Below are 23,686 nucleotides of genomic sequence, written 5' to 3'. Positions count from 1 at the left end.
CGACGAGATGCTCAGTCGCGGCGGTAGGAGTCGCCGTCCTCGCGCGGGCGCACGGGCTCGTGCTCGGCCTCGTCGCGGGGATTGTACTGACGGTCATCACGCGGACGGTCGTCACGGGGACGGTCGTCGCGGGCGGAGCGACGAGGCTCGTCGATGTCGTCGTCCTCGTCCTTCTTGTCGTCCCCGCGCATCTCCTCGACCTCGGTCTTGAAGATGCGCATGGACTTGCCCATGTTGCGTGCGAGACCGGGAAGCTTGTTGGCGCCGAACAGCAGCACGACGACCAGGATCACGACGACGATCGCCCAGGGGCTCTTGAACATACCCATGAAATTCCCTTTCAACTGCGCCGCGATCTGCACGGGCGCACACATCATCCCACAGTGGATGGGGCGCGTGACGGACAGCTCGGTGAGCGATCCGACCCGCCGCTCGGCGGGCCGTTCCAGAGTAACGGCTATTGCTGGGTGTGACGTGCGCCCGCGACCTGCGCCACGGTCACGATCGTGTTTCTCAGGTTGGCCGGGGACAGGACCTCGACCGCTCCGGAGGACTCCAGCACCGCGTCCACGAGCGCTGCCCGGACCGGACGGTCCAGCCGTGCATAGAGGACGCCGCCGTCCCCGTCGCGCATCTCGGCAGCGCCGAAGGACTCGGCGACCCATTGCCCCGGCGGATCCAGGCGCAGCCAGACATCGCCGTCCAGGCGGCCTCCGAGGCTGGGCCCCTCCCCGACGTCCGGCCGGGCCTGCGCGGTGGCGTCGGGCAGGATCTCGACGATCCGGTCCAGGCGGAACCTCCGCTTCGCCCCGGCGAGCTCGCAGTCGGCGAGAAGGTAGGAGCGCGATCCGTCGGTCTCGATACGCAGCGGGCGGATCCGGCGCACGCTGGTGCCCGGGCGGTCGACCGAGGAGTAGCGGATCGTGAGTCGAGAGCCCACAGCCTCCTCGGCGCTGTCGTCGGCCTGGATCGCCTGCTGGACCGCGGCCAGGATCGACTCGGCGCGATCCGCGGTGCGGGAGGCCATCTCGTCCACGGACGCGGCTTCTGCGAGCTCGGCGCGGGTGGGCGGTTCGACGGGCTCGTCGGATCCCGCCTGCTCGGTCACACCGGCGAGCAGCTTCTCCCGCGCGCTGGCCACGATGCCCTCGGTGTCCCCGGCCGAGGGCTCGAGCGCGGCCAGGCCTGCCAGCAGCGCGGTGATCTCGACGGCGCTCAGCCGCAGCGCGCGACGCAGGGGCTCGGCGTTGCGCACACGCACCACCCCTTGCTCCCACTCCGCCTCGATGAAGTCCTCCCAGCCGGTGCCCATGTCCCCGCAGACGAAGAGCACCTGCAGGTCGGTGATCAGCTGCTTCTCGGAGATGCCGAGCGCGGAGGACAGCTCGTCGAGGTCGACCTCGCCGCGGCTCATCACATAGGACGCCTCGGAGATCAGCCTCGAGAGGGTGTCGTTCCCGGTCGGGGTGGTGCGGATCCGCGGCGCGGTGCGCACGGCGCCGGCCGCGATCCCGGAGGTGTCCCCCTCTCCTTCATGGGCCGCGGCGATGTTCGCGAGCACCTCGGCGACCTCGGCGCGCCAGGCCGCGGGCTCCACGAGCTCGAGCCAGCGGATGTTCGCGAGCAGCAGCCGACGGGCGGCGGGCCGAGGCAGGTCGGGAAGCGTGATGCGCGTCGCCTCGAGCGGGGCTCCGGCCCGGTCCCGCAGGGCGAGGGCCTTGAACGGAGCCGCCTCGAGCACGGCGCGGGCCCGGTCGTCGCTGTCCTGCAGGGCGTCCAGCACGGTCGCGAGCTCGGTCCGCTCGGGACGCGGCTCGAGGGCCGGAGGACCCTCGACCGGGAACGACTCGATGCGGGAGGCGCGGAACAGGCGCGGCGCGTAGCGGTCGCGATCCCAGCCGTGCACGTACCAGTGCCCGTCGTGGACACCGACCACCCAGGGCTCGACGAACCGCTCGGCCGGGGCACCCTGGGTGCCGCGATAGGTGAATCTCACGGAGCGGGCGGAGGTGACGGCCTCCAGCAGGGGCGAGAGCACCGGCAGGGACTCGACCGCGCCTCGGGGGGTGCGCCGCAGCAGATCCGGGTCGGCGTCGTGACCGAGGCTGAGCAGCTTCGAGCGCACCCGGCGCGCCGCTCCCCCGGCGGCGGCATCGTCCCAGGCGCGGCTCGCGGCCAGCAGCACGGTGTACTCCTGCGTGCTGAGGTCGAGGACGGCGCCGGACTCCGCGGCGTCGATGCGGTAGTAGACGGTGTTCTCGTCGAGCACGTCGCGGTCGGTGACCAGCGGGAGCCCGAGCTCGAGGATCGCCGCCTTGTCGCGCTCGAACATCCGCTCGGCGGCCTGCTCGGAGGTCGCTCGCGCATAGTCGGGGATCACGGCGAAGAGCTTCGCGCGGTCGATCCGGCGGCGCGAGCCGATCGTCATGATGACGTTGAGAAGTCTTTCCACACTCTTGGAGGCCACCGGCCCAGCGTAGCCGCCGAAGCGCTCCGAGGGCTCTAGGCTGGACCCATGCTGCACTGGGAACGGGCAACGGTCACCGGCTCGAGGTCATCATGGCGTGGGGTGGACCGCCTGCAGGTCGAGATCGAGAGGGACGGACGCGGCGCGGATGCCTCTGCGGAGACGGAGACGGTGTCGGCGATCGCCTATCCGGAGCTGACCGGCACCCCGGCCGTGGGAGAGAGGGTGCTGCTGAACACCAACGCACTGCGACGTGGCCTCGGCACCGGCGGGGACGCCCTGGTGGTGGCACGCCTGGATGTGCTCCCCGCGCCGGAGGAGATCACCGGCCACATGGTCAAGGCGCGCTACACGCCGATGCAGACCATGGTCGATGCGATCGACGACCCCGAGGGTGAGCACTACGCGACGATGCAGGGTGCGGAGGATCTCGGCGGCATGCCGGTGCTCGTCGCGGACCTCCACTCGTCCCTGCCCGCGCTCGTCGCCGGCATCCGCGCCGAGCGTCACAGCGCGAAGATCGTCTATGTGCACACCGACGGCGCCTCGCTGCCCGCCGCCTACTCGCGCAGCGCCGCCCGCCTGCGGGAAGCGGGGCTGCTCGCCTCGGTGATCAGCGCCGGGCAGTCCTTCGGCGGCGACCTCGAGGCGGTCACCGTGCATTCGGCGCTGCTGGGGGCCAAGCACGTGGTGGGCGGCGATATCGCCGTCGTGATCCAGGGGCCGGGGAACCTGGGCACAGGAACCGGCTGGGGATTCTCGGGCATGCAGGCCGCCGAGCATCTCCATGCCGCGGCCGCGCTCGGCGGCGCGCCGGTGGCGACGCTGAGAGTCTCCAACGCGGATCCCCGTGATCGCCATCGGGGCCTGTCCCATCACTCCGCGACAACCTACGGCCGGGCGACGCTCGCCCCGGTGCACCTGCCGATCCTCTCCCGTCGAGACCATCGTTACAACGCTTTTCATGCGTCAGTACGTGAACAGGTGAAATCCTCGATCGTCAAGCCTGCGCGGGCACGGGGCACCGAGCACGTGCTCGCCGAGATCGATGCCAAGGGGCTGCGCGATGCCCTCGAGGAGATGCCGGTGCGGCTGTCGACCATGGGCCGCAGCCTCGGAGAGGATCCGGAGGCCTTCCGCTACGCGGCCCTCGCCGGGCGCTGCGCGGCAGGCCTGATCCCCACTCGCTGATCCAGGGACCAGCCTCGAGCTAGGGACGGGCCTCCCCGCGCTCCTGCACCAGGGCACGCAGTCGGTGCGCCGTGCGGATGGCGCGCTTCCCGTCATAGCGCTGGATGGCGTTGAGCGCGAGGGTCGTGCCGTCGGCCAGGTCCAGATGCGCCCAGGGATCTCCCATCGGGAAGCTGATGTCCACGATCTCCGCCCACTCGAGAGTGCGGGCCCTGAACACGTTGCGCACCTCGAGCACGTAGGGCCGCGCGACCAGGCGCACGGACGCCTCGAGATGGCAGAAGAAGAAGATCATCACGCCCACGGCCACCAGACCGAGCCGGCCGCCGATCAGGAAGCCGGGCATGATGACGGCGCCGACGGTCAGACCGCCCAGCACGATCACGCCGGTGAGGTACGCGACGACGCGCACCATCCGCGGCCGCATCACGAGGGTGGGCCGCACCTCCCCCGCGCTCGGCGCCGGCTCGGTGGTGGACATCCCAGGACTCAGATGCGGCAGGCCTGGATGGCGGTGACCAGGATGGCGCGGGCGCCGGCGTCATAGAGGTCGTCCATCATGCGGTGGGCCGCGCGGCGATCCACCATGGCGCGCACGGCGGACCATTCCCCGCCGTGCAGCGGGGAGACCGTCGGCGACTGCAGGCCCGGGGTGATCTCGACGGCCTTCTCGAGCAGCTCGCTGGGGATGTCGTAGTCGAGCATGACGTACTCGCGGGCCACCAGCACGCCGCGCACGCGGCGCTCGAGGACCTCCAGGGAGTGGGCGCCGGTCTCGTCCAGCTCCATCCCGGGGCGGGAGAACAGCACGGCCTGGCTGGTCATGATCGCCTCGCCGAAGGGCTCCAGGCCCGCCTGGCGCAGCGTGGTGCCGGTCTCGACCACATCGGCGATCACATCGGCCACCCCGAGGCGGATCGAGGACTCGACCGCTCCGTCGAGGTGGACCACGGAGGCGCTGAGGCCGCGCTCGGCGAGGTAGTCCTCGACGAGGTTCTCGTAGCTGGTGGCGATCCGGGCCCCCGCGAGGCTGGTGACGTCCTCGTGGAGACCGGCGGCCGCGGCGAAGCGGAAGGTGGAGCGGGCGAAGCCGAGCGGCAGGATCTCCTGGGCGGGCGTGCGCGAGTCCAGCAGCATGTCCTGGCCGGTGATGCCGACGTCCACGGTGCCGGAGCCGACGTAGACCGCGATGTCGCGCGGACGCAGGTAGAAGAACTCGACGTCGTTCTCCTGGTCGACGACCACGAGCTCCTTGGCGGTTCCGCGACGGCGGTAGCCGGCCTCCGCGAGCAGGTCGGCGGCGGGTTCGGACAGGGCGCCCTTGTTGGGGACTGCGATGCGCAGCACGGTTCCTCCTCGGCCGCGTCAGCGGCCCGTGATGATGGTGGGGCGTCGACGGACGCCGCGCAGGGCGGACGGGATGGTGGGAGTCGGGGAGCTGGAAGCGGGTGCGGCGGCTCAGAGCTGCCGGTAGACGTCCTCGAGGCTGATGCCCTTGGCGACCATCATGACCTGCAGATGGTAGAGGAGCTGGCTGATCTCCATCGCGGCATCCTCCTGCGTCTCGTGCTCGCAGGCCATCCACACCTCGGCGGCTTCCTCCACGATCTTCTTGCCGATCTGATGCACACCGGCATCGAGCTCGCGGACGGTGCCGGAGCCCCCGGGGCGGGTGCGTGCCTTCTCGGTCAGCTCGGCGAACAATGCTTCGAAATCCTTCACACCACCAGGGTACTCGCCCCGGCGGGTGATCGACGAAGGCGACCACCCACCGGTCGTCGGTCGGTGCGGGTGCACGGTCAGTCCCGGCGCACCGTCGGGTCCAGGTGCGCCGTCTCCACGGACACCCGCTTCCGATGGTCCTGCCGGTTGCGCACGCGCCACCAGACGAAGAAGCCGATCAGGGTGAAGGCCCCGTAGAAGACGTACATGAAGGCGCTCGCGTAGTAGCCCGCGCTCAGGAGCAGCGGGACGCCCACGAGGTCGACGGCCACCCAGATCAGCCAGAACTCGACCCAGCCCTTGGCCATGCCGAAGGTGGCGAGCAGGCTGCCCATGAAGATCCAGGCGTCGGCCCACACGGGCTCGTAGGAGCCCAGCGCCCGGAAGATGGGGGTGAGCGCGGCCGTGCCGCCGACGAGGGCGACCACGAGAAGGATGCGGGTGCGCCACGACGCCCACTGGGGCTCGACGGCGGTGCCGCCCTCGTGCTGCGCCTGCCGCCAGCGCACCCAGCCGTAGATGCTGGTGAGGATGAACATGATCTGGCGCCCGGCCTGGCCGAGCAGGTCCACCGCCTGGGGGTTGCCGAAGAGCGTGCCCATGAACACGGTGAACAGGAGGAGGTTGCCGGCGATGCCGATGGGCCAGGCCCACACCTTGCGTCGCATGCCGCCGAGAGCGCTGAGCAGTCCGAAGACGTTGCCGAGCACCTCGCGCAGAAGAATGAACTGGCCGCCCGCGAAATCGATTCGCGCGTCGAAGAGCCACTGCAGAAGATCCATGTCGGTCCTTTCGCCGTCGGATGCAGTGGCTCCGGGGGAAAAGGGTTCCGGCATGGATCCGGAGCGCGCGAAGAGCGCCCTGGGACATGCAGGACGTGCGCCTCTCATCCAGGCTGTACTGTCGGTGCCGGAGTTCCACCGGCTCCACCGCCGAAGCGGGTCGCGGACTGTCACCGCCGGCTCGGAATTTCACCGACCCCGGAGCACGTCACTGGTCGTGACGGGTTAAGGATAGCCCCGCTCGGAGCGTCGAGACTCAGTGCGCCGTGTGAGCTCGCGCGAGTTCGCGCAGGGCGGAGATCTCCTCGGCCGCGTCCTGGGCACGGTAGATCGCCGAGCCCGCCACGAACACGTTGGCGCCAGCGTCCGCGCAGCGCTCGATGGTCTCCCGGCTGACTCCGCCGTCGACCTGGATCGACACCTCGAGGTTGGCCTCGCTGATCGCACGCCGCGCCCGACGGATCTTGGGGAGCATGGTCTCCAGGAAGCTCTGGCCCCCGAAACCCGGCTCGACCGTCATGAGCAGCAGCATGTCGAACTCGCCGATGACGTCCAGCAGCGGCTCGACCGGCGTCGCCGGCCGCAGGGCGACCCCGACCTCGACGTTCTTGCGGCGCAGATCGCGGGCGAGCTTGATCGGGGCGCTCGCGGCCTCGAGGTGGAAGGTCACCGAGGAGGCCCCGGCCTCCGCGTAGGCGGGGGCCTCGCGGTCCGCGTCCTCGATCATCAGGTGCGCGTCCACGGGGATCGCGCTGCGACGCACGATCTGCTCGACCATGCTCGTGCCGAACGTGAGGTTCGGGACGAAGTGGTTGTCCATGATGTCGACGTGGACGCTGTCGGCGGTGGAGATCTTGTCGAGCTCGGTGCCGATGTCCATGAAGTCGGCGTTGAGGATGCTGGGGTGGATGTACTGGCCATCGGTCGAGTACGCGGCATTCATGAGGACGGGGTCCCTTCCACATCGGGGGCGTAGCTGTCGGAGGAGCTGTCGGCGGGGTTCTTGCGCAGCAGGCAGATGTACATGGCGTCGGTGCCGTGCACATGCGGCCACAGCTGCACGGCGGGCCCGTCACCCAGGTCGAGGGTGGACTGCGCGGCGGGGAGCACCCCGGCGCGCACGGCATCGCGGGCGTCGAGCTCCTCGACGTCGTCCCGGCCCTTGAGGACGTCGGCCACCACCAGGCGCGTCTCGGCGAGGTGCGGGGAGCACGTCACATAGGCGACCACTCCCCCGTCGGCCGCGGCGTCCAGGGCGGAGCCCAGCAGCGTCCGCTGCAGGGTGCTGAGCTGGCCGATGTCCGCGGGGGTGCGGCGCCAGCGCGACTCGGGGCGACGTCGCAGGGCGCCGAGCCCGGAGCAGGGGACGTCGGCGAGGACCCGGGAGAACCGGCCCGGCATCTCGGCGCCGATCGTGGTGCCGTCCGCGGTGAGGGTCGTGATCTCGCAGCCGGCCTCCCGCAGCGTCGCCACGGACCGGTCGACGAGCTCGGTGCGGTGGGGCTGGAGCTCGACGGCCAGCAGATCGGCGTCGTGCCCCACGGTGAGCCCGCCCAGCAGAGCCGCCTTGCCGCCGGGGCCGGCGCACAGGTCGAGCCAGTGGGCGTCGTCGCCGCGGACCAGGTCGTCGGCGCCGAGGGCGAGGGCGAGGGCGGCGAGCTGGCTGCCCTCGTCCTGCACGGCGACCCGTCCGTCCTTGACCACGTCCATGCCGCCGGGATCCCCCGCGGGCCAGGAGGCGGCGAAGACGCTGAGCCGGCCGGCGCTCGCCCCGTTGTCGATGAGCTCGTCGAGGTCGGTGAGGCCGGGCCGCATCACGAGCGAGACCGCGGGCGCGGCGTTCTGCGCGGCCAGCAGCTCGTCGATCTCGTCCCGCGAGCGTCCGTGCCCGGCGAGGGCATCGGTCAGAGCGCGCACCACCCAGCGAGGGTGGGAATGGACGACGGCGAGATGCCCGGTGGGATCCTTCTCCCGGTCCGGGGCGACCTCGTCGATCCACTCCTCACGGGTCTTCGCCCCGACCCGGCGCAGCACCGCATTGGCGAAGCTGGCGGCACCGGCGCCCACCTGCGAACGGGCCAGCGCGACGGTCTCGGAGGTCGCGGCATGGGGCGCGACGGTCATGTCCAGGAGCTGGTAGGCCCCCAGTCGCAGCACGTCCACGAGCGCCGGGTCGACGTCGGCCAGGGGCCGGTCCACGCAGGCAGCGAGGATCGCATCGAGCCGGCCCTGGGCGCGCAGCGAGCCGTAGAAGAGCTCTGTGGTGAAGGCGGCGTCGCGGCCGGAGACCCGGGCGGAGCGCAGCAGGCGCGGCAGCACGAGGTTCGCGTACGAGTCGTCCTCGCGCACCAGGCGCAGCCCTTCGAAGGCCACCTGCCGCGAGGGCGTCGACCGGCGACCGCGCTCGGAGGGCCGGGAGTCGGACCAGCCGCGGCGCGGGCCGCCCTGCCCGCGTGATCCGGAGCGCTCGCGGCCCTTGTCGTCGCGGCCCCCGCTCGGGCGGTCATCACGTCGCCCCCCGCGCCGGTCGTCGCGGCGGTCGTCGCGGCGGTCGTCGCGACCCTGCCCGTGTCCCGGTCCCCGTCGTGCGTCGCTCATGCCTGTGCTCCATCCTGCTGCTGGCCCTGCTGCTGATCCTCGTCCTGGTCCCCTCGCGCGAACGCGGCGTCGGCGAGGAGCGCCGCGCCACGTGCCCAATCGGCGGCCCGCATCGGTCTCTTGCCGGCGGGGGCGAGCCGGGACAGGGCGATGGCCTGCGTGCCGGTGCCGACGAGCACCTGGCGCTTGGTGGTGGCGATCGTCCCGGGGGCGAGCGCCTCGTGCTCCGGTGCCGCCTCGACGCCGAGGATCTTGGTGCGGGAGCCGGCCAGCGTCGTCCAGGCGCCGGGATGGGGGCTCATGCCTCGGATATGGGCGCTGACCTCCTCGGCCGGGCGGGTCCAGTCGATGCGGGCCTCGGCGGTGGAGAGCTTCGCGGCGTGAGTGGCCCGGGCGTCATCCTGCGGGGAGAAGGTCGCGGTGCCGGCCTCGAGCGTATCCAGCGCCTGCAGCAGCACCGCGGCACCGTCCTCGGCCATCCGCTCCAGCAGCTCGCCGGACGTCTCGAACTCGCCGATCGTGGTCGGGGCCGTCGTGATCAGGTCCCCGGTGTCCAGACCCTTTTCGAGGCGGAACACGCTCATCCCTGTCTCGCGCTGCCCGGCGAGCACGGCCCGCTGGGCCGGTGCCGCCCCGCGCCACTGCGGGAGCAGCGAGAAGTGGAGGTTCACCCAGCCGTGGGTGGGGATGTCCAGGGCGGCCTGCGGCACCAGGTTGCCGTAGGCCACCACCGGAGCGGCATCGGGGGCCAGCTCCCGGATCTGCTGCTGGACGGCCGCGACCCGCAGGGTCGGCGGGGTCAGGACCGGGATCCCGGCCTCTCGCGCGAGCGACGTCACCGGGCTGGGGGTGAGCTTTCGCCCGCGGCCCGAGGGGGCATCGGCGCGGGTGAGCACCCCGACGACCTCGTGGTGCGAGTCGAGCAGGGTGCGCAGGGACGGAAGGGCGGCCTCAGGGGTACCGGCGAAGAGCAGACGCATGATGGCCCGAGTCTACGGGGCGACCTGGGTGCCTACAGTGGTGGCATGCCCTGCCGACTCACCACCCCCACCTGATGGGGGCACAGGTCACACCGGGCCACGCCCTCGGCTCCTCCGGCTACCGACGCATGCTCGTCGCCCTGCTGTGCGCCGGCGTGGCGACCTTCGCCCAGCTGTACTCGCCCCAGGGCATCCTGCAGCTGATCTCCGCCGATCTCGGGATCGGAGCGGAGCAGGCCGCGCTGACGGTCTCGGCCGCGACCGGGGGCCTCGCGCTCTCGGTGGTCCCCTGGTCCTTCGTCGGCGACCGGATCGGCAGGCTGCGAGCCATGGTCATCGCGGTGTCCGCGGCGACGGTGCTCGCGCTCGTCGCGGCCTGGGCGCCGACCGTCGAACTCGTGCTCGCGCTGCGCGTCCTCGAGGGCGTCGCCCTGGGCGGGGTGCCCGCCCTCGCGATGGCGTACCTCTCCGAGGAGGTCCAGGAGCACGCCCGCGCCATCGCCGCCGGCTGGTTCGTCGCCGGGACCACCGTGGGCGGTCTGCTGGGCCGGCTCGTCGCCACGCCGGTCGCGGATGCGCTCTCCTGGCGGGCGGGGATGACCGCCGTCGCCCTGCTGGCCGCCCTCGCCGCCACGGCGTTCGTGCTCATCGCGCCCCGTGAGCGCCGTGTCGGGCGCTCGCTCGACGGGCCGGGGGCCGGAGGGACCCGCACCTCGCGCCTGCTGAGGACTCTCCGCGATCCCGGCCAGCTCGGGCTGTTCGCGTGCGCCTTCCTGCTGATGGGCGGCTTCGTCGCGGTCTACAACTACCTCGCCTTCCACCTCAGCGCCCCGCCCTACCTGCTTCCCGCCGGGCTGATCGGACTGGTGTTCCTGGCCTACCTCGGCGGGACCGTGTCCTCTCCGCTCGCCGGCCGGCTGGCCTCCCGTCGGGGGCGGCTGCCGGTGCTGCTCGGAGGGATGGCGACGATGCTGCTGGGACTGGGGATCACGCTGGCCGGTCCTCTGCCTCTGGTGCTGCTCGGCCTGGTGGTGATGACCGCGGGATTCTTCGCCGCGCATTCGATCGCCAGCGGCTGGGCCGGGGCACGCTCCGACGGGGCACGCTCCCAGGCCACCGGGCTGTACAACCTCGCCTACTACGCAGGCTCCAGCGTGCTGGGCTGGGCCATCGGGCACGTCTACGAGGGCGCCGGCTGGCCGGGGACGGTGGCCGCGGTCGCGATCGCCGTGGTGCTCGCGGCGGGGGCGGCGATTGCCACGCTCCGCCCCTCTCCGCGGCAGCGTCAGTAGACGAGGCCGAACACCCACACCGCGAGGGTCATCGTGGTCACCGTGATCAGCACGATGCCGATCAGGTTCAACCACAGGCCGGCCTTCGCCATCTGCGGGATCTGCACATACCCCGAGCCGTAGGCGATCGCGTTCGGCGGGGTCGCCACAGGGAGCATGAACGCGCACGTCGCCGCGATCGCCACCGGGATCGCCAGCAGCATCGGGTCGATCCCGATCCCGACGGCCACGGCGGTCGCCACCGGGAGGAAGGTCGCCGCCGTGGCGGTGTTGGAGGTCAGCTCGGTGAGGAACAGCACCCCGGCCGCGGCGACCATCACCACGAGCACCACCGGCAGGCCACCGATCAGCTCGGTCACCTGGCCGATCCATTCCGTCAGGCCCGAGGAGCTGAACTGCGCGCTCAGCGCGAGACCGCCGCCGAAGAGCAGCAGCACGCCCCAGGGGAGTTTGACCGCGGCCTCCCAGTCCAGCAGGCGCACCCCGCGGGCGGCGCCTGCCGGCAGCACGAACAGCAGCAGGGCGACGACCATGGCGATGCCGGCATCGCTGATCGGCGGCTCCGCGCCGAGCACCAGATCCCACAGCAGCGGGACGAACACCCAGCTGAGCGCCGCGAGCACGAAGATCGCGAGCACACGGACCTCTCCGGAGCCGATCCTCCCCAGGTCCCGACGCTCGGAACGGATGAGCTCCTTGCCGCCGGGGATCTCCGTGATCTCGGGCTTGAACAGCACCTTGGTCAGCAGGAGCCAGGCGATGACCATGAACACGATGGCGATCGGTGCGCCGACGATCATCCAGCGCCCGAAACCGAGGGTGATCCCGAAGTCCTGGCTCATATGGGCGGCGAGCAGGGCATTGGGCGGGGTGCCGATGATGGTGGCCAGCGAACCGATCGAGGCCGCATAGGCGATGCCGAGCATGAGCGAGACCCCGAAGTTCGAGCGCACCGCCTTCGAGGGCCCGTCCGAGGTCGGATCCGGGTCGACGCCCTCCCCCGGCTCCTCGCCCTTCGCCGCGGCGTCCTCGAGCCGCAGCTTGTTCACGAGCAGCAGCACCGACACCCCGATCGGCAGCATCATCACGGCGGTCGCCGTGTTCGAGACCCACATGGAGACGAAGCCGGTGGCGACCATGAAGCCGAGGACCAGCAGGGACGGGCTGGTGCCGATCATGCCGACGATCGCCAGGGCGATGCGCTTGTGGAGGTTCCAGCGCTGCATCGCGAGGGCCAGGATGAAGCCGCCCATGAACAGGAAGATGATGTTGTTGCCGTAGGAGGCGCCGACGTCGTCGAAGCCCACGTCCCCGTTCAGCACCGGGAACACCACCAGCGGGACCAGAGCGGTCGCCGGGATCGGCAGCGCCTCGGTCATCCACCACACGGCCATCAGCACCGCTGTCGCCGCGGTGAGCTTCGCCCCCTGCGGGACGTCGGCCGGCATGATCGCGTAGACGATCAGCGCCAGGGCCAGTCCGCAGCCCAGGCCGAGCCGGCGGATGAGGATCGTGCGGCCCCCCTCGGCGGGAGCGCGCTCCCCCTCGGAGAGCGCAGCGCGGTCATCGATCGTGGTGCCCGAAGGATTCTGTGGGGTCGAGGAGTCGGTAGGCATCGCGTGGTCCCTTCATCGCGTCATCGCGGTGGAGTGCAGGTGCGGACGATCACACTACGGGAGGACCTGGCACGATCCGTGGACTTCTTCCCCGACGGCCTCTCGGATTCCCGGACGGCCTCTCGGGTCAGAAGACGTCGGGCGGATCGAGACGCACGCGCAGCGATCCTCGGGCCTTGCGCGCGGACCGCGCGGAGACTCCGCCGCGGAGGGCGTCGGCGAGCTCGCGGGAGCGTCGGGGGTCCAGGCGCACCACGGCGCGGGCCCGGCCCGCGGCGTCGGGCCCCTCGAGGTCGACGGGGCCGAAGACGTCGGTCCCGTCGGGCAGCTCGGTGCTCTCCAGGAAGAGGCGGCAGGCGTCCTTGTCGCCCACGATCTCCGCGACCCGGCTGAAGGGCGGCAGATCGAGATCCTGACGGTCCGCGAGGACCCGGTCGAAGAAGGCGCCCGAGCGGTGGGCGACGAGGTCCCGGATCGCGGGCAGGGTCGCGGTGCCGACGATCAGCACCTCTCCTCCGTCCTCGGCGGTGCGGACCAGGGCGATCGCATTGCGCCAGCGCCGGATCGCCTCGACATCTGCATCGAAGGCCGCCCGGCCCAGCATGGCGTCCGCGTCCAGCAGCAGCGCCGCGGCGAAGCGCTCCGGCGGCACGGGCTCGGCGCCGGGCGTGGCGACCACGATCGCGTCGGAAGGGACCTCCGTGTCGGCGAGGGTGTCATGGGCACCGCCCGCGACCCGCAGGGGCGAGTCCGGGAAGGCGCGGTGGAGCTCCTCCGCGGTGCGGGTGGAGCCGATGACCATGGCCCTCACCTGCGTGCGGTCGCATTCCGGGCAGCGGTAGCCGTCCTCGCGCCGACCGCAGACCCGGCAGTGCAGGTGCCCGCTGCGACCGGCGATCGAGAGCTGGGCGGCGCAGTGCGGGCACTGCGCCCGGGTGCCGCAGAACGTGCAGGCGATCGCGGGGACATAGCCCGAGCGCGGCACCTGGACGAGCACCGGACCGCGCTCCAGGCCACGGCGGATCACGCGCATCGCCTCCTGCGGCAGGCGCGAGCGCCCCGAGGCTCCCTCGCGGTCGCGCAGGTACTGGTCCATGGCGACGATGTGGGGGCGCACCGTGCGCACCGGGGCCGGGACCGGATCGAGGCGCGCGAGATAGCCGGCGTCCGTGAGCGCCCGCAGCGGCACCGAGTCGCTCGCCGACAGGAACAGCAGGGCGCAGCGCTCCTCGTGGGAGCGGCACTGGAGCACGGTGCGCACGTGCGGGTACGGCGCGCGGGGCTCCTCGAGGAGGTCGTCGCCCTCGTCCCAGCAGATCACGAGGGCCAGCCCCTGCACAGGGGCGAAGGCGGCGGAGCGGTTGCCCAGCACGATCCTGGTCGCCCCGCGCAGGATGCGGCGGAAGGTGCGATAGCGCTTCTCGGGGCCCTCGGTGCCGGCGAGGATCTCGTGCCCGATGCCGCGCTCGGTGAGGATCCTGCTGAGCCGGTCGACATCCCGACGGTCCGGCGCGATGACCAGCGCGCCCTGCTCGGGGCCCAGATCGGCGAGGGCGTCGGCGGTGACTGTGGTCCAGGGGTCCGCCGAGTCCAGGGTGATCGTGGCCCGGGGCACCGGTCCGGTGGCGCTCCCGGCCCGGGAGAGCAGCGCGCCCAGGCCCGGGTAGCGGTCACCAGGGCGCGGCTCGGGCGGAGCCTCGGTGGGGACGGCAGCGGTCCCGGCTGCGCCCTCCGTGTCGTCTGCCTCGTCTGCCTCGGCTGCCTCGGCTGCCTCGGCTGTGTCGGGTGTGTCGGGTGCCGGCTCGTCCGCTGTGCTGTCCCGGGGGGCGGTCTCCGGTGGATCGACCTCCTGCGCGGCGTCCTTCTCGGCCGCGGCGCGGTCGGACTTCTCGGCGCGGGCGTGGCGCGGAGGGAGGGCGAGGCGCAGCACATCGCCGACGGTGCCGGCGCACCGCGCGGCGACCTCCTCGACGACGCGCATCATGGGCGGCGGCACCACGACATCCTCGGAGACGAGCCGGTGCAGCGGCGCCAACGCCCGGTCCGTCGAGGCGTGCTCGTGGCGACCCAGCACGATGCCCTCGGTGTCCCGGCCGGAGAAGCGCACGCGCACCCGCATGCCGGCCGCCGCGGCGGCCGTGTCCGGAGTGACCGCGTACTCGAAGGGGCGATCCAGGTGCGGGAGCACGCCCACCAGGCGCACGCTCGCCACGGGCAGCTCGTCGACGACCGCGAACCCGGCGGTCGTGCGCAGGCCGGAGGCCCGGGCCGCAGTGTCGCGGCCCGGGTCGCTCGGGGCGGGTTCGGGAACAGGAACGGCGGGGGCCGCGAAGAGGCTCGCCTGCTCCTCCTCCGGCTCCCCCGCCGCTGCTGTGCGGGACGTGGTCAGCGCTTGTGCACCGCCACCAGGTCGCACACGAAGATCAGCGACTCGCCGGGCGCGATGACCGGCGGGGCGCCCATGTCGCCGTAGGCGAGGGACGCGGGGATCTCGAGCCGGCGGCGGCCGCCGACCTTCATCCCCTGCACGCCCTGGTCCCAGCCGGAGATGACCTGACCGATGCCGAGCTGGAAGCGCAGCGGCTCGCCGCGGTCCCAGGAGGCGTCAAATTGCTCACCCGTGGAGTGGGAGACGCCGAGGTAGTGCACGTCCACGACATCGCCGCGTCCTGCCTCGTCGCCGTCACCGACGATCTCGTCGGTGCTGACCAGCTCGGTGGGCGCGGGGCCCTCGGGGTGCTCGATCTCGGGCTTGCTGCGATCCATGGGTGCTCCTTCTCGAGGTGATGTGGGTCAGGGGCCAGTGTGCCAAATCAGTCTGTCAGGTGGGCGGCGTCCAGCACGTCGATGACGAAGACGAGGGTCTCCCCGGCGAGCTCGCCCTGGTCCTTGTACGCCTCTTCGGCCGGGACCACGAGCATGACCTGGCTGCCCACGGCGAGGTCCAGCAGATTCTCGTCCCAGCCGGTGATGACCTGGCCCTGCCCCTGGACGAAGGAGAACGGGGCGCTGCGGTCCCAGGAGGAGTCGAACTGCGAGCCGTCGGACCACTTCCAGCCGGTGTAGTGCATCGTCAGGTAGTCGCCGGCGACGGTCGTGTCGCCGGCGCCCACGATCAGCTCCTCGCGGGTGGTCTTCGTGGGGGCATCGCCCGACGGTGCACCGTCCAGCGCCGGAGCGCCGTCGTCGCCGAGGGTGACCTTCGGGAAGGTCCCCGAGGGCTTGCCCGCCGTGCCCTCGGCCCGCAGCGGCTCCACGACCCGGTCGACGTCCGCCACCTGGATCAGGGAGCGCGCCTGACCGGACTGGTCCTGCTGCCAGCCGGCCATCGCGAACCGGGAGCCGACGGTCATCGAGGTGAAGACCTCGAAGGCGGCCGGGCCCACGGCCTCCGCGTTGACCTGGACACCGCCGGCGGGTGCGCCCTGCCACCAGGACTGGAGGGTCTCGCCGCTGCTGGCGTCGATGTAGAGGTGGCGCCAGATGATGGTGTCGCCTTCGGCGATGGCCGCGCCGTCCCCGGGGACGATGACCTCGGCATCGGCCTCGGAGATCTGCAGCGGCGCCGTGAACTCGACCGTGGGCTCGGCACCGAGGTCCTCGCTGACGGTCACCCCGCTCAGAGCGGGGGCGCCACCGCCGCCGTCGGAGGCACCGCCGCCGTCGGACGCGCCACCGGTTCCTTCGTCGTCGTCGGAGCAGGCGGCCAGGCCGATGGCGGCGGTCGCGGCGAGTGCGGTGGTCAGCAGGGTACGACGGCGGATCACAGAGGGCCTTTCAGAGGACGGGCCCCGATCGGGGCACGGGTCCAGGGTACGGGGGCGCCGGAACGCCGGTTCTCAGACTGCAGGGGGTTGCTGGGCGCCCGCACCGGGCACGCCGGTGCCGCCGGCGCTGCGGGCTCCGCCGAGGCTCCGGATCTCCTCGAGCAGGGCGTCGACCGTGGGCAGCGAGGTGGCGAAGGGGTCGAGCACCTGCACGGGCATCGCGCCGGGCCGGGTCAGGCGGAAGGTGGTCCAGTCCACGACGTGATCGACGCCGTGCTCCTGCGCGGCGGTGACGACCTGGCCGCGCAGATGCGCGCGGGTCGTGCGCGGGGCGGTCTCGCGGGCCGCTTCGATGCGCTGCTCGGACAGCTGGGACGGTGCTAGCTCGCGGCGCTGGAGGGCCTGGAACACGCTCTGACCGGGATCGATGTCGTGATAGGCGAGGTCGAGCCGCTCGATCGAGGAATCGCCCAGGCCCACTCCGCGACGTTCGGTGACCTGGCCGAACAGCCGCTCCTTGATGGCCCAGTCCAGATGGGTCGCGGCCCAGCTGCGATCTCCGGTGGCGACCGCATCGATCGCCTTCTGCCAGGTCTCCAGCACCTCGCGGTCCCTGCGGTCGCCGTCCTCGACGAGGGTCGCGGTCGCGTCGAGCCACCGCTGCTGCACCTCGACGGCGGACGTCGTGCCGCCGTTCGCGAGCGCGATCGGTTCCCGCCCGGTGAGGTCGCGGGCCACAGCGCGGATCGTGGAGATGTCGTCATGGAGGGCGAGCTCGGGCAGGGTGCGCCCGGACTCGATCGCCCGCAGCACCAGGTCGGTGGTCGCGAAGCGCAGGTAGGTGGAGACCTCGCTCATGGTCGAGTCCCCCACGATGACGTGGAGCCGCCGGAAGCGGGTGGGATCGCCATGGGGCTCGTCGCGGGTGTTGATGATCGGGCGGGTGCGGGTGGTGGCCGAGGAGACGGCCTCCCACATGTGATCGCTGCGCCGCGAGAAGACGAACTGCGCGCCGTCCTCGTCGTCCGCAGGGGCGGCCACCCCTCCGGCGCCCGTGACGATCTGGCGTGTGACCAGGAAGGGCAGCAGGAAGCGCGGCAGCCGCGTGAACTCGCCTCGACGGTCCACCAGGTAGTTCTCATGGGACCCGAAGGCATTGCCCGCGGAGTCCACGTTGTTCTTCAGCAGGTGGATGCGGGCATCCTGCCCGTCGGCCGCGAGGCGCTCGTTGGCCTGGGTGGTGAGGTCGGCGAAGATCCGCTCCCCGGCACGGTCCTGCGCCACCAGCTCCCACCAGTCGTCGCACTCGGCGGTCGCGTACTCCGGATGGGAGCCCACGTCGAGATAGAGACGAGCGGCGTTGCGCAGGAACACGTTCGAGGAACGACCCATCGCGACCACCGGGCGGAACAGCTCGCGGGCGGCCGCCTCCGGCTCCAGGGCCCGCGAACCGTCGGCCCGCACGCACACCAGACCGAACTCGGTCTCCAACCCTCCGACGCGACGCTTCATCGGGTCACTGACCGCCCTTCTGGACGAAGGAGCGCACGAAGGTCTCGGCGTTGGATTCCAGCACGGCGTCGATCTCGTCGAGCAGGTCGTCGGCGCCCTGCGCCGAGGCGAAGGTCTGGCCGCCGGTCGCGGCGACCTCGTTCTGCTCGTCCTCGCCTCCGGTGCCGGGGCCGTTCAGGGACTGCTGGGACATGGGTCCTCCTCAGGACGCGGAGACGGCCCGGCGCAGCGCGTCGAGGATCGTCTCGGGATCGGTGGTCAGGTCGATGCCGTGCAGCTCGCACCAGGCGGCGGAGCCCAGGCGCGGATCCGCGAGGCGCAGGCGGTACCCGCTGTCGGGGCCGGCGAGGGTGATCGCATCCCACCCGGCCGAGGGTACGTGCTCACGGTGCGCGGAGATGAGGCCGCCGCGCAGATGGGCGCGGGTCGAGGTCGGAGCGGTGGTCATGGCCGCGTCGACCTCGTCCTGGCCCACGAGCGTGCGCACCGCTCCTGCGGCCCGGAGCTTGGCGAACAGTCCCTGGGCAGGGCGGAGGTCGGAGTACTGCAGGTCGATCATCGACAGGCGCGGATCGCCCCACTCCAGGCCGTGGCGCGCGCGGTAGCGCTCCAGCAGCTGCAGCTTCGCGACCCATTCGACGCGGTCCGCGGCCAGCGCAGGATCCTGCTCGAGCAGGTCCAGCAGCTCGGCCCAGGAGTCGAGCACCTGCGCCGTCTCGGCGTCGTCACGGTCGGCGACCGCGGCGATCGCGTCGAGATGGGCCCGTTGAATCTGGAGCGCGGTCAGCTCGCGGCCGTCGACCAGCTCCACGGTGGCCCGCAGCGTCGGGTCGTGGCTGATGGTGCGCACCGCGGCGACCGGATCGACCAGGCGCAGGTCCGGGAGGATGGCGCGACCGGTGCGGTGCTCGGCCTCGAGGGCGGCGAGCACGAGGGAGGCGGTGCCGAGCTTGAGGAAGGTGGATTCCTCCAGCAGGTTCGCGTCCCCGATGATCACGTGCAGCCGACGGAACCGCGCGGGATCGGCGTGGGGTTCGTCGCGGGTGTTCACGATGGGCCGGTTCAGAGTGGTCTCGAGACCGACCTCGGCCTCCATGAAGTCCGCGCGGGAGGAGAGCTGGAACCCGGGCCGCTCGCCCCGGGTGCCCAGGCCCACGCGTCCGGCGCCGACCAGCACCTGCCGGGTGGCCAGGAAGGGCAGCATCGCTGCGGTGACGCGCTCGAAGGGCACCGCCCGATCGACCAGGAAGTTCTCGTGGGTGCCGTAGGAGGCACCCTTCCCGTCGGTGTTGTTCTTGTACAGCGCCACCTCGGGGATGCCGTCGGCAGCGGCGAGGATGCCCATCGAGCGGCGGGCGATCTCCTCTCCCGCGCGGTCCTGGACCACGGCCTCGCGGGCCCGCATGACCTCGGGGGCCGAGTACTCCGGATGCGCATGGTCCACGTACCAGCGCGCGCCGTTGGTCAGCACGGCGTTGCCCAGCGAGCGCTGCGCGGCCCAGGCGAGCACCTCGGCGTCGTCCCCGTCCGGGGCGACCTCCGGGCCGGCCAGCGGGGCATCCATCTCGACGCTGGGCACGTGGGCGTCGCGCACCTCGTCGGTGAGTTGGCTGGGGTGGGCGGCGGCGCGCTGCAGCTCGAAGCCGCGGGCATCGCGCAGCGGTGTCTCGTCGCCGTAGTCCCACCGCACGCGGCGGCCCCTCTCCCCTTCCTGGGGGTCCAGGAGGGCGTAGGCCCCGACCACGAGATGGGAGAGCAGGATCGAGCTGCCGGCGCCCGCACGGGCCCGGTCCTCCAGGTCGGCGTGGAGCACCCCGAACTCGGTCTCGATGCCCATCACGCGCTCGGTGGTCAGCAGGCGGTCGATGCTCATCGGGCGGCCTCCTCCTCGGCGCGGGAACGGCCCTGGAGGGGGATCACGGCCTCCACCCGTCGGCCCGCGGCGCCCCGGGTCCCGGAGATGCGCGCCCAGTCCTCGGGATGCGCGGCCGAGGGCATGTCCTCGTTCTCGATGAACTCCGCGGTGATCGCGCTGACCAGGTGCTGGGACGTCAGGCCGACGGCCCCGCTGGACAGCTGCTCCTTAACGGCGAGCTTCTTGGCGCGGTCGGTGATGTTGCGCAGGGTCGCGCCGGAGACGAAGTCGCGGAAGTGGAGCGTCTCCTGCACGCCGTCGGAATAGTCCAGGCGCACGAAGGCCGATTCCGGACCCTCGGCGTAGATCTCGCGCACCGCGAGGTCCAGGAGCCGCTCGCGGTCCTCGCGCACCGGCACGGACGGATCGAGGTACAGGCCGAGGATCTCGCGGGCGGCGCGGGCATGCGGGCGGCGCACGCGGATCTTCACGTCGAGTCGTCCCGGGCGCAGGATCGCGGGATCGATCATGTCCTCACGGTTGGAGGCGCCGATGACGATCACGTTGTCCAGGCCCTCCACGCCGTCGATCTCGGCGAGCAGCTGCGGCACGATGGTGGTCTCGACATCGCTGGACATGCCGGTGCCGCGGGTGCGGAACAGCGCTTCCATCTCGTCGAAGAAGATCACCACGGGATGGTCGGCGGCGGCCTTCTCGCGGGCGCGCTCGAACACCAGACGGATGGAGCGCTCCGTCTCGCCGACGTACTTGTTCAGCAGCTCGGGCCCCTTGACGTTGAGGAACGCGGAGTTCTCGAGGGCCTCGGCGACGCTCACCCCGCGCACCTCGGCGCTGCGCAGCACCAGCTCGTGGGCAACCGCCTTGGCGATCATCGTCTTGCCGCAGCCGGGAGGGCCGTAGAGCAGCACGCCCTGGGGCGGCCGCAGCCCGTAGGTGCGGTAGAGGTCCTGCTGGAGGAACGGCAGCTCGACCGCGTCACGGATCGCCTCGATCTGGTCCCCGAGCCCGCCGATCTCGTCGAAGGAGACGTCCGGGACCTGCTCGAGGACGAGGTCGGTGATCTCGGCGCGGTCGATGCGCTCCATGACCAGCTGGGCCTTGAGATCCACGAGGACGTGGTCGCCGGGATGGAGGGTCTCCTGCGTGAGTCCGCCCGCGCGGCGCAGCACCCGGGTGTCATCCGGGGCGACGGCGACCAGGAGCCGGGAGTCCGCCAGGGCCTCCACGACCGGGACGACGTTGCCGGAGTCGCCGGCCGGGACGGCCTCGACGGCTGCGAGCGCCTCGTTCAGCCGCAGCTCGGTGCCGGGATCCAGAGCCTCGAGGTCGAGGCTCGCGGCGGTGGCCACGCGCAGCTTGCGACCGTTGTGGAGCACGTCCAGGGTCGTGCCCTCGGCGCGGCGCAGGAAGGTCGCATAGGTGTTGGGCGGATCGCCCACCCGCTCCAGGTCGCTCTTGAGCTCGACGATCTGGGCGCGGGCGCTGCGCAGCCCGCCCACCAGCCGTTCGTTGTGGGCGGCGAGCTTGTCCAGCTCTGCGGTCATCTCCGCGTACGTCTTCATCGTCCTGGTTCTCCTTCCGGTCGGCAGGTCAGCGGCCGGGCCGCTCAGCGGTCCCGGCCCTGGCGGATGTCCCGCAGCGCGCGCTTGAGCTTGCGGGGCGCGACGCCCAGCTCCCCCACGTCCTTCGGGCCCCACTCCGAGTCCGAGCCGCCGAAGCCGTCGTTGGCGGGATCCTGGAGCTCCTCCTCGAGATGCGAGCCGGGCGCGGGTCGCGTCACGCGGGTCAGCGCCTTCGTGCCATGGGCGGTGCGGCGGGCGGTGAGCAGGAACCCGGTATGGGCGTTCATCCGGTGCTCGGGGCGCACGGCGAGGCCCTCGAGGTGCCAGGGCCGCACGAACGACTCCCAGGCATAGGGCTCGGTGAACTCGCCATGATCGCGCAGCGCCTCGGCGGTGCGGGAGAGCTGGGTGACGGTGGCGACGTAGGCGAGGTACACGCCTCCGGAGACGAGCACCTCGGCCGCCGACTCGACGCATTCCCACGGGGCGAGCATGTCGAGCACCACGCGGTCCACCTGGGGCTCACCAGGTGAGAGCGTCGGGGCGAGGTCCTGGAAGTCCCCGATCGAGAGGTCCCAGGAGGGATGGGGCCCACCGAAGTAGGTCTCGACGTTCTCGCGGGCCACCTCGGCGAAGTCCTCGCGGCGCTCGATCGAATGCACGGTGCCCTCGGGGCCGACGGCGCGCAGCAGCGCGGTGGTCAGGCCGCCGGAGCCGACGCCGGCCTCCAGCACCCGGGCGCCGGGGAAGATGTCTCCCCACATGAGGATCTGGGCGGAGTCCTTGGGGTAGATGATCGCGGCGCCGCGCGGCATGGAGAGCATGTAGTCGGCGTACAGCGGGCGCAGCGCCTGGTAGCGCGTGCCGCGGCCGTCCTCGATGACGACGCCGTCCTCAGCACCGATCAGCAGGTCGTGCTGGAGCACGCCGCGATGGGTGTGGAACTCGCCGCCCTCCTTGAGGGTGATCGTGTGCAGGCGGTTCTTCACGTCCGCGAGCTGGACCTTGTCGCCGACCGCGAAGGGCCCCGTGCGATCCAGGCCGAGTCCGAGGTCTCGGTGGGCGGTGGCCGGAGCCTCGTCGGTGGCGGCGCTCTGCTGCGGCGGCTGCGGCTGATCAGTCATGCGTCCAGCATATGACGCTGTGTGAGACGTCCGCGCCCAGGAGTCGTATGGGTCACCGTCCGCGCAGGAGAGCGTTGACCTCGTCGCTGAGGATCACGCCCAGCGCCTGGCCCGAATCCTCCAGCACGAGATAGAGGGGGAACGGTCGCGCGAGGATCGCGGAGACCAGTTCGTCGCCGCGGAGCGACGCCCGCAGCGCCCCCATCTCCCCCACCGGGCCGGCCACGGCGCTGATCGGGGTGCGGGAGCGTTCGCCGTCCGGCACCGCAGCGGCGGCGGCGGGCTGGACGCGCAGGACGTGACCGACGACCCCCGGCCGGGCGGTGCGCTGGTCCAGGACGAGGAGGGCGTCGAGCTCCGAGGAGGGGCCGAGGTCGGAGAGCATCTGCTGCGGCGCGACGAGACGCAGCGGGCGGGCGAGGGAGCGCGCGGCGAGCGTGTCGATGCGCGCTTGCAGCGTCGCCGCACCGAGCGCCCGGGAGGCGCCCTGCCAGAGCATGCCGGCGATCAGCATCGCCCAGAGCAGCGCGAGCAGCAGGAAAGTGCCTGCTCCCTCGCTCTGCAGGATCCACCGCAGCGGGACGAGCACGACGAGCACGGCGATGCCGCGTCCGATCCAGGCGGTCACGCGCGTACCCAGCAGCGGATTGCGCAGCACACCGCCGAGCAGGGACTCCAGGGCGCGTCCGCCGTCCATGGGCAGGCCGGGAAGCAGGTTGAACAGTGCCAGGGCGAGATTGAGGCGGGAGCAGAGATACCAGAAGACGTCCGCGGTGGTCCCCGCATCGGTCAGCGTCCCGGCGGCCGTGGCGAGCGCGGCGAGGGCCAGGTTGCTGACCGGGCCCGAGAGCGAGATGACGATCGACGCCGCGGCGGACATCGGCCGCCCCGTGTACTGCGTGTGCCCGCCCCACAGCGTCAGGGCGATGTGGTCGACCGTCGCACCGAAGGCTCGAGCGCTCACGGCGTGCCCCACCTCGTGGACGAGCACGGACAGGACGAGGAACAGGGCGATGCCCAGGGCAGGCAGCAGAGCGGCCGCGGAGAAGCTGCCGCTGCCGTCGGAGAACGACGGGTACAGCATCAGCGCGAACACCGCGACGGTGACGAGCGTGCCCGGGCTGACCTGGATCGGCGGCAGTGCGCCGAGTCTCAGCGTGGGGCTCTTCATGGGGTGGACACTCCTCCGGCCGGGGT

The 23,686-nt window shown here is 71.9% G+C and carries 21 protein-coding genes and 1 riboswitch; of the genes, 2 read left to right on the top strand and 19 right to left on the bottom strand.

Annotated elements, in window-relative coordinates:
- Positions 1-11: 11 nt before the first annotated feature.
- Positions 12-329 (bottom strand): Sec-independent protein translocase subunit TatA, encoded by a 318-nt coding sequence (gene tatA / locus INT49_RS07695; RefSeq protein WP_193117142.1) that lies wholly within the window; start codon positions 327-329, stop codon positions 12-14.
- 128 nt (positions 330-457) lie between these two features.
- A complete protein-coding gene (locus tag INT49_RS07690; RefSeq protein WP_319021546.1) occupies positions 458-2,467 on the bottom strand; it encodes a WYL domain-containing transcriptional regulator in 2,010 nt (669 codons plus the stop codon).
- A 48-nt stretch (positions 2,468-2,515) separates the two neighbouring features.
- Between INT49_RS07690 and INT49_RS07685 the strand changes: the two genes are divergently transcribed.
- Positions 2,516-3,658, top strand: a complete 1,143-nt coding sequence (locus tag INT49_RS07685; protein WP_193117141.1) for a DUF3866 family protein — start codon at positions 2,516-2,518, stop codon at positions 3,656-3,658.
- 19 nt (positions 3,659-3,677) lie between these two features.
- Here INT49_RS07685 and INT49_RS07680 read toward each other — a convergent pair whose 3' ends face one another.
- The 7 genes from INT49_RS07680 to fmt form a co-directional block, all read right to left on the bottom strand.
- The gene (locus INT49_RS07680; RefSeq protein WP_193117140.1) at positions 3,678-4,139 is read right to left on the bottom strand and encodes a PH domain-containing protein; all 462 of its coding nucleotides are present in this window, start codon (positions 4,137-4,139) and stop codon (positions 3,678-3,680) included.
- Between the two features lie 8 nt (positions 4,140-4,147).
- Complete coding sequence (gene hisG / locus INT49_RS07675) at positions 4,148-5,005, bottom strand: ATP phosphoribosyltransferase (protein WP_193117139.1); 858 nt, start codon at positions 5,003-5,005, stop codon at positions 4,148-4,150.
- Positions 5,006-5,116: 111 nt separating this feature from the next.
- Positions 5,117-5,380 carry a phosphoribosyl-ATP diphosphatase gene (locus INT49_RS07670; RefSeq protein ID WP_193117138.1) on the bottom strand — a complete coding sequence of 88 codons (264 nt, stop codon included), beginning with the start codon at positions 5,378-5,380 and terminating at the stop codon, positions 5,117-5,119.
- Between the two features lie 77 nt (positions 5,381-5,457).
- Positions 5,458-6,162 (bottom strand): nicotinamide riboside transporter PnuC, encoded by a 705-nt coding sequence (gene pnuC, locus INT49_RS07665; RefSeq protein WP_193117137.1) that lies wholly within the window; start codon positions 6,160-6,162, stop codon positions 5,458-5,460.
- A 92-nt stretch (positions 6,163-6,254) separates the two neighbouring features.
- Positions 6,255-6,372, bottom strand: a riboswitch (FMN riboswitch).
- Between the two features lie 46 nt (positions 6,373-6,418).
- Positions 6,419-7,105, bottom strand: a complete 687-nt coding sequence (rpe, locus tag INT49_RS07660) for a ribulose-phosphate 3-epimerase (RefSeq protein ID WP_193117136.1) — start codon at positions 7,103-7,105, stop codon at positions 6,419-6,421.
- Positions 7,102-8,760 carry an RsmB/NOP family class I SAM-dependent RNA methyltransferase gene (locus INT49_RS07655; protein ID WP_193117135.1) on the bottom strand — a complete coding sequence of 553 codons (1,659 nt, stop codon included), beginning with the start codon at positions 8,758-8,760 and terminating at the stop codon, positions 7,102-7,104. The genes rpe and INT49_RS07655 overlap by 4 nt, the downstream gene beginning before the upstream one ends.
- Positions 8,757-9,740, bottom strand: a complete 984-nt coding sequence (fmt, locus tag INT49_RS07650) for a methionyl-tRNA formyltransferase (protein ID WP_193117134.1) — start codon at positions 9,738-9,740, stop codon at positions 8,757-8,759. Before fmt ends, INT49_RS07655 begins: the two co-directional genes overlap by 4 nt.
- Positions 9,741-9,814: 74 nt before the next feature.
- Between fmt and INT49_RS07645 the strand changes: the two genes are divergently transcribed.
- Positions 9,815-11,032: an MFS transporter gene (locus INT49_RS07645; protein ID WP_193117133.1), complete on the top strand. Its 1,218-nt coding sequence runs from the start codon at positions 9,815-9,817 to the stop codon at positions 11,030-11,032.
- On the opposite strand, the gene INT49_RS07640 is transcribed toward INT49_RS07645, so the two are convergent.
- The 10 genes from INT49_RS07640 to INT49_RS07595 form a co-directional block, all read right to left on the bottom strand.
- On the bottom strand, positions 11,026-12,648 hold the full coding sequence (locus tag INT49_RS07640; protein WP_193117132.1) for an SLC13 family permease: 1,623 nt from the start codon (positions 12,646-12,648) through the stop codon (positions 11,026-11,028). The genes INT49_RS07645 and INT49_RS07640 overlap by 7 nt on opposite strands.
- A 127-nt stretch (positions 12,649-12,775) precedes the next feature.
- Entirely contained in the window at positions 12,776-15,064 is a 2,289-nt protein-coding gene (locus INT49_RS07635) for a primosomal protein N' family DNA-binding protein (protein WP_319021545.1), read from the bottom strand.
- Positions 15,034-15,414: an FKBP-type peptidyl-prolyl cis-trans isomerase gene (locus INT49_RS07630; RefSeq protein ID WP_193117131.1), complete on the bottom strand. Its 381-nt coding sequence runs from the start codon at positions 15,412-15,414 to the stop codon at positions 15,034-15,036. Before INT49_RS07630 ends, INT49_RS07635 begins: the two co-directional genes overlap by 31 nt.
- Before the next feature lie 47 nt (positions 15,415-15,461).
- Positions 15,462-16,415: an FKBP-type peptidyl-prolyl cis-trans isomerase gene (locus tag INT49_RS07625; protein ID WP_193117130.1), complete on the bottom strand. Its 954-nt coding sequence runs from the start codon at positions 16,413-16,415 to the stop codon at positions 15,462-15,464.
- Positions 16,416-16,487: 72 nt separating this feature from the next.
- Entirely contained in the window at positions 16,488-17,927 is a 1,440-nt protein-coding gene (pafA, locus tag INT49_RS07620; protein ID WP_193117129.1) for a Pup--protein ligase, read from the bottom strand.
- 4 nt (positions 17,928-17,931) lie between these two features.
- Positions 17,932-18,120: a ubiquitin-like protein Pup gene (locus INT49_RS07615; protein WP_193117128.1), complete on the bottom strand. Its 189-nt coding sequence runs from the start codon at positions 18,118-18,120 to the stop codon at positions 17,932-17,934.
- Positions 18,121-18,129: 9 nt separating this feature from the next.
- Entirely contained in the window at positions 18,130-19,800 is a 1,671-nt protein-coding gene (gene dop, locus INT49_RS07610; protein ID WP_193117127.1) for a depupylase/deamidase Dop, read from the bottom strand.
- A complete protein-coding gene (gene arc / locus INT49_RS07605) occupies positions 19,797-21,365 on the bottom strand; it encodes a proteasome ATPase (protein ID WP_193117126.1) in 1,569 nt (522 codons plus the stop codon). The genes dop and arc overlap by 4 nt, the downstream gene beginning before the upstream one ends.
- Positions 21,366-21,409: 44 nt before the next feature.
- Positions 21,410-22,489, bottom strand: coding sequence for a tRNA (adenine-N1)-methyltransferase (locus INT49_RS07600; protein WP_193117125.1), 1,080 nt, complete (start codon positions 22,487-22,489; stop codon positions 21,410-21,412).
- A 52-nt stretch (positions 22,490-22,541) separates the two neighbouring features.
- Entirely contained in the window at positions 22,542-23,660 is a 1,119-nt protein-coding gene (locus INT49_RS07595) for a site-2 protease family protein (protein WP_193117124.1), read from the bottom strand.
- Between the last annotated feature and the right edge of the window lie 26 nt (positions 23,661-23,686).

It is taken from the genome of Brachybacterium tyrofermentans (assembly GCF_014897585.1).
Lineage (GTDB): Bacteria > Actinomycetota > Actinomycetes > Actinomycetales > Dermabacteraceae > Brachybacterium > Brachybacterium tyrofermentans.
This window is presented reverse-complemented; position numbering and strand designations above follow the sequence as displayed.

What these genes read in the sequence shown, in the direction of transcription:
- tatA (WP_193117142.1), bottom strand. Translation starts at nt 329, where the DNA reads ATGGGTATGTTCAAGAGCCCCTGGGCGATCGTCGTCGTGATCCTGGTC.
- INT49_RS07685 (WP_193117141.1), top strand. Translation starts at nt 2,516, where the DNA reads ATGCTGCACTGGGAACGGGCAACGGTCACCGGCTCGAGGTCATCATGG.
- INT49_RS07680 (WP_193117140.1), bottom strand. Translation starts at nt 4,139, where the DNA reads ATGTCCACCACCGAGCCGGCGCCGAGCGCGGGGGAGGTGCGGCCCACC.
- pnuC (WP_193117137.1), bottom strand. Translation starts at nt 6,162, where the DNA reads ATGGATCTTCTGCAGTGGCTCTTCGACGCGCGAATCGATTTCGCGGGC.
- rpe (WP_193117136.1), bottom strand. Translation starts at nt 7,105, where the DNA reads ATGAATGCCGCGTACTCGACCGATGGCCAGTACATCCACCCCAGCATC.
- INT49_RS07655 (WP_193117135.1), bottom strand. Translation starts at nt 8,760, where the DNA reads ATGAGCGACGCACGACGGGGACCGGGACACGGGCAGGGTCGCGACGAC.
- fmt (WP_193117134.1), bottom strand. Translation starts at nt 9,740, where the DNA reads ATGCGTCTGCTCTTCGCCGGTACCCCTGAGGCCGCCCTTCCGTCCCTG.
- INT49_RS07645 (WP_193117133.1), top strand. Translation starts at nt 9,815, where the DNA reads ATGGGGGCACAGGTCACACCGGGCCACGCCCTCGGCTCCTCCGGCTAC.
- INT49_RS07640 (WP_193117132.1), bottom strand. Translation starts at nt 12,648, where the DNA reads ATGCCTACCGACTCCTCGACCCCACAGAATCCTTCGGGCACCACGATC.
- INT49_RS07630 (WP_193117131.1), bottom strand. Translation starts at nt 15,414, where the DNA reads ATGGATCGCAGCAAGCCCGAGATCGAGCACCCCGAGGGCCCCGCGCCC.
- pafA (WP_193117129.1), bottom strand. Translation starts at nt 17,927, where the DNA reads ATGAAGCGTCGCGTCGGAGGGTTGGAGACCGAGTTCGGTCTGGTGTGC.
- INT49_RS07615 (WP_193117128.1), bottom strand. Translation starts at nt 18,120, where the DNA reads ATGTCCCAGCAGTCCCTGAACGGCCCCGGCACCGGAGGCGAGGACGAG.
- dop (WP_193117127.1), bottom strand. Translation starts at nt 19,800, where the DNA reads ATGAGCATCGACCGCCTGCTGACCACCGAGCGCGTGATGGGCATCGAG.
- arc (WP_193117126.1), bottom strand. Translation starts at nt 21,365, where the DNA reads ATGAAGACGTACGCGGAGATGACCGCAGAGCTGGACAAGCTCGCCGCC.
- INT49_RS07600 (WP_193117125.1), bottom strand. Translation starts at nt 22,489, where the DNA reads ATGACTGATCAGCCGCAGCCGCCGCAGCAGAGCGCCGCCACCGACGAG.
- INT49_RS07595 (WP_193117124.1), bottom strand. Translation starts at nt 23,660, where the DNA reads ATGAAGAGCCCCACGCTGAGACTCGGCGCACTGCCGCCGATCCAGGTC.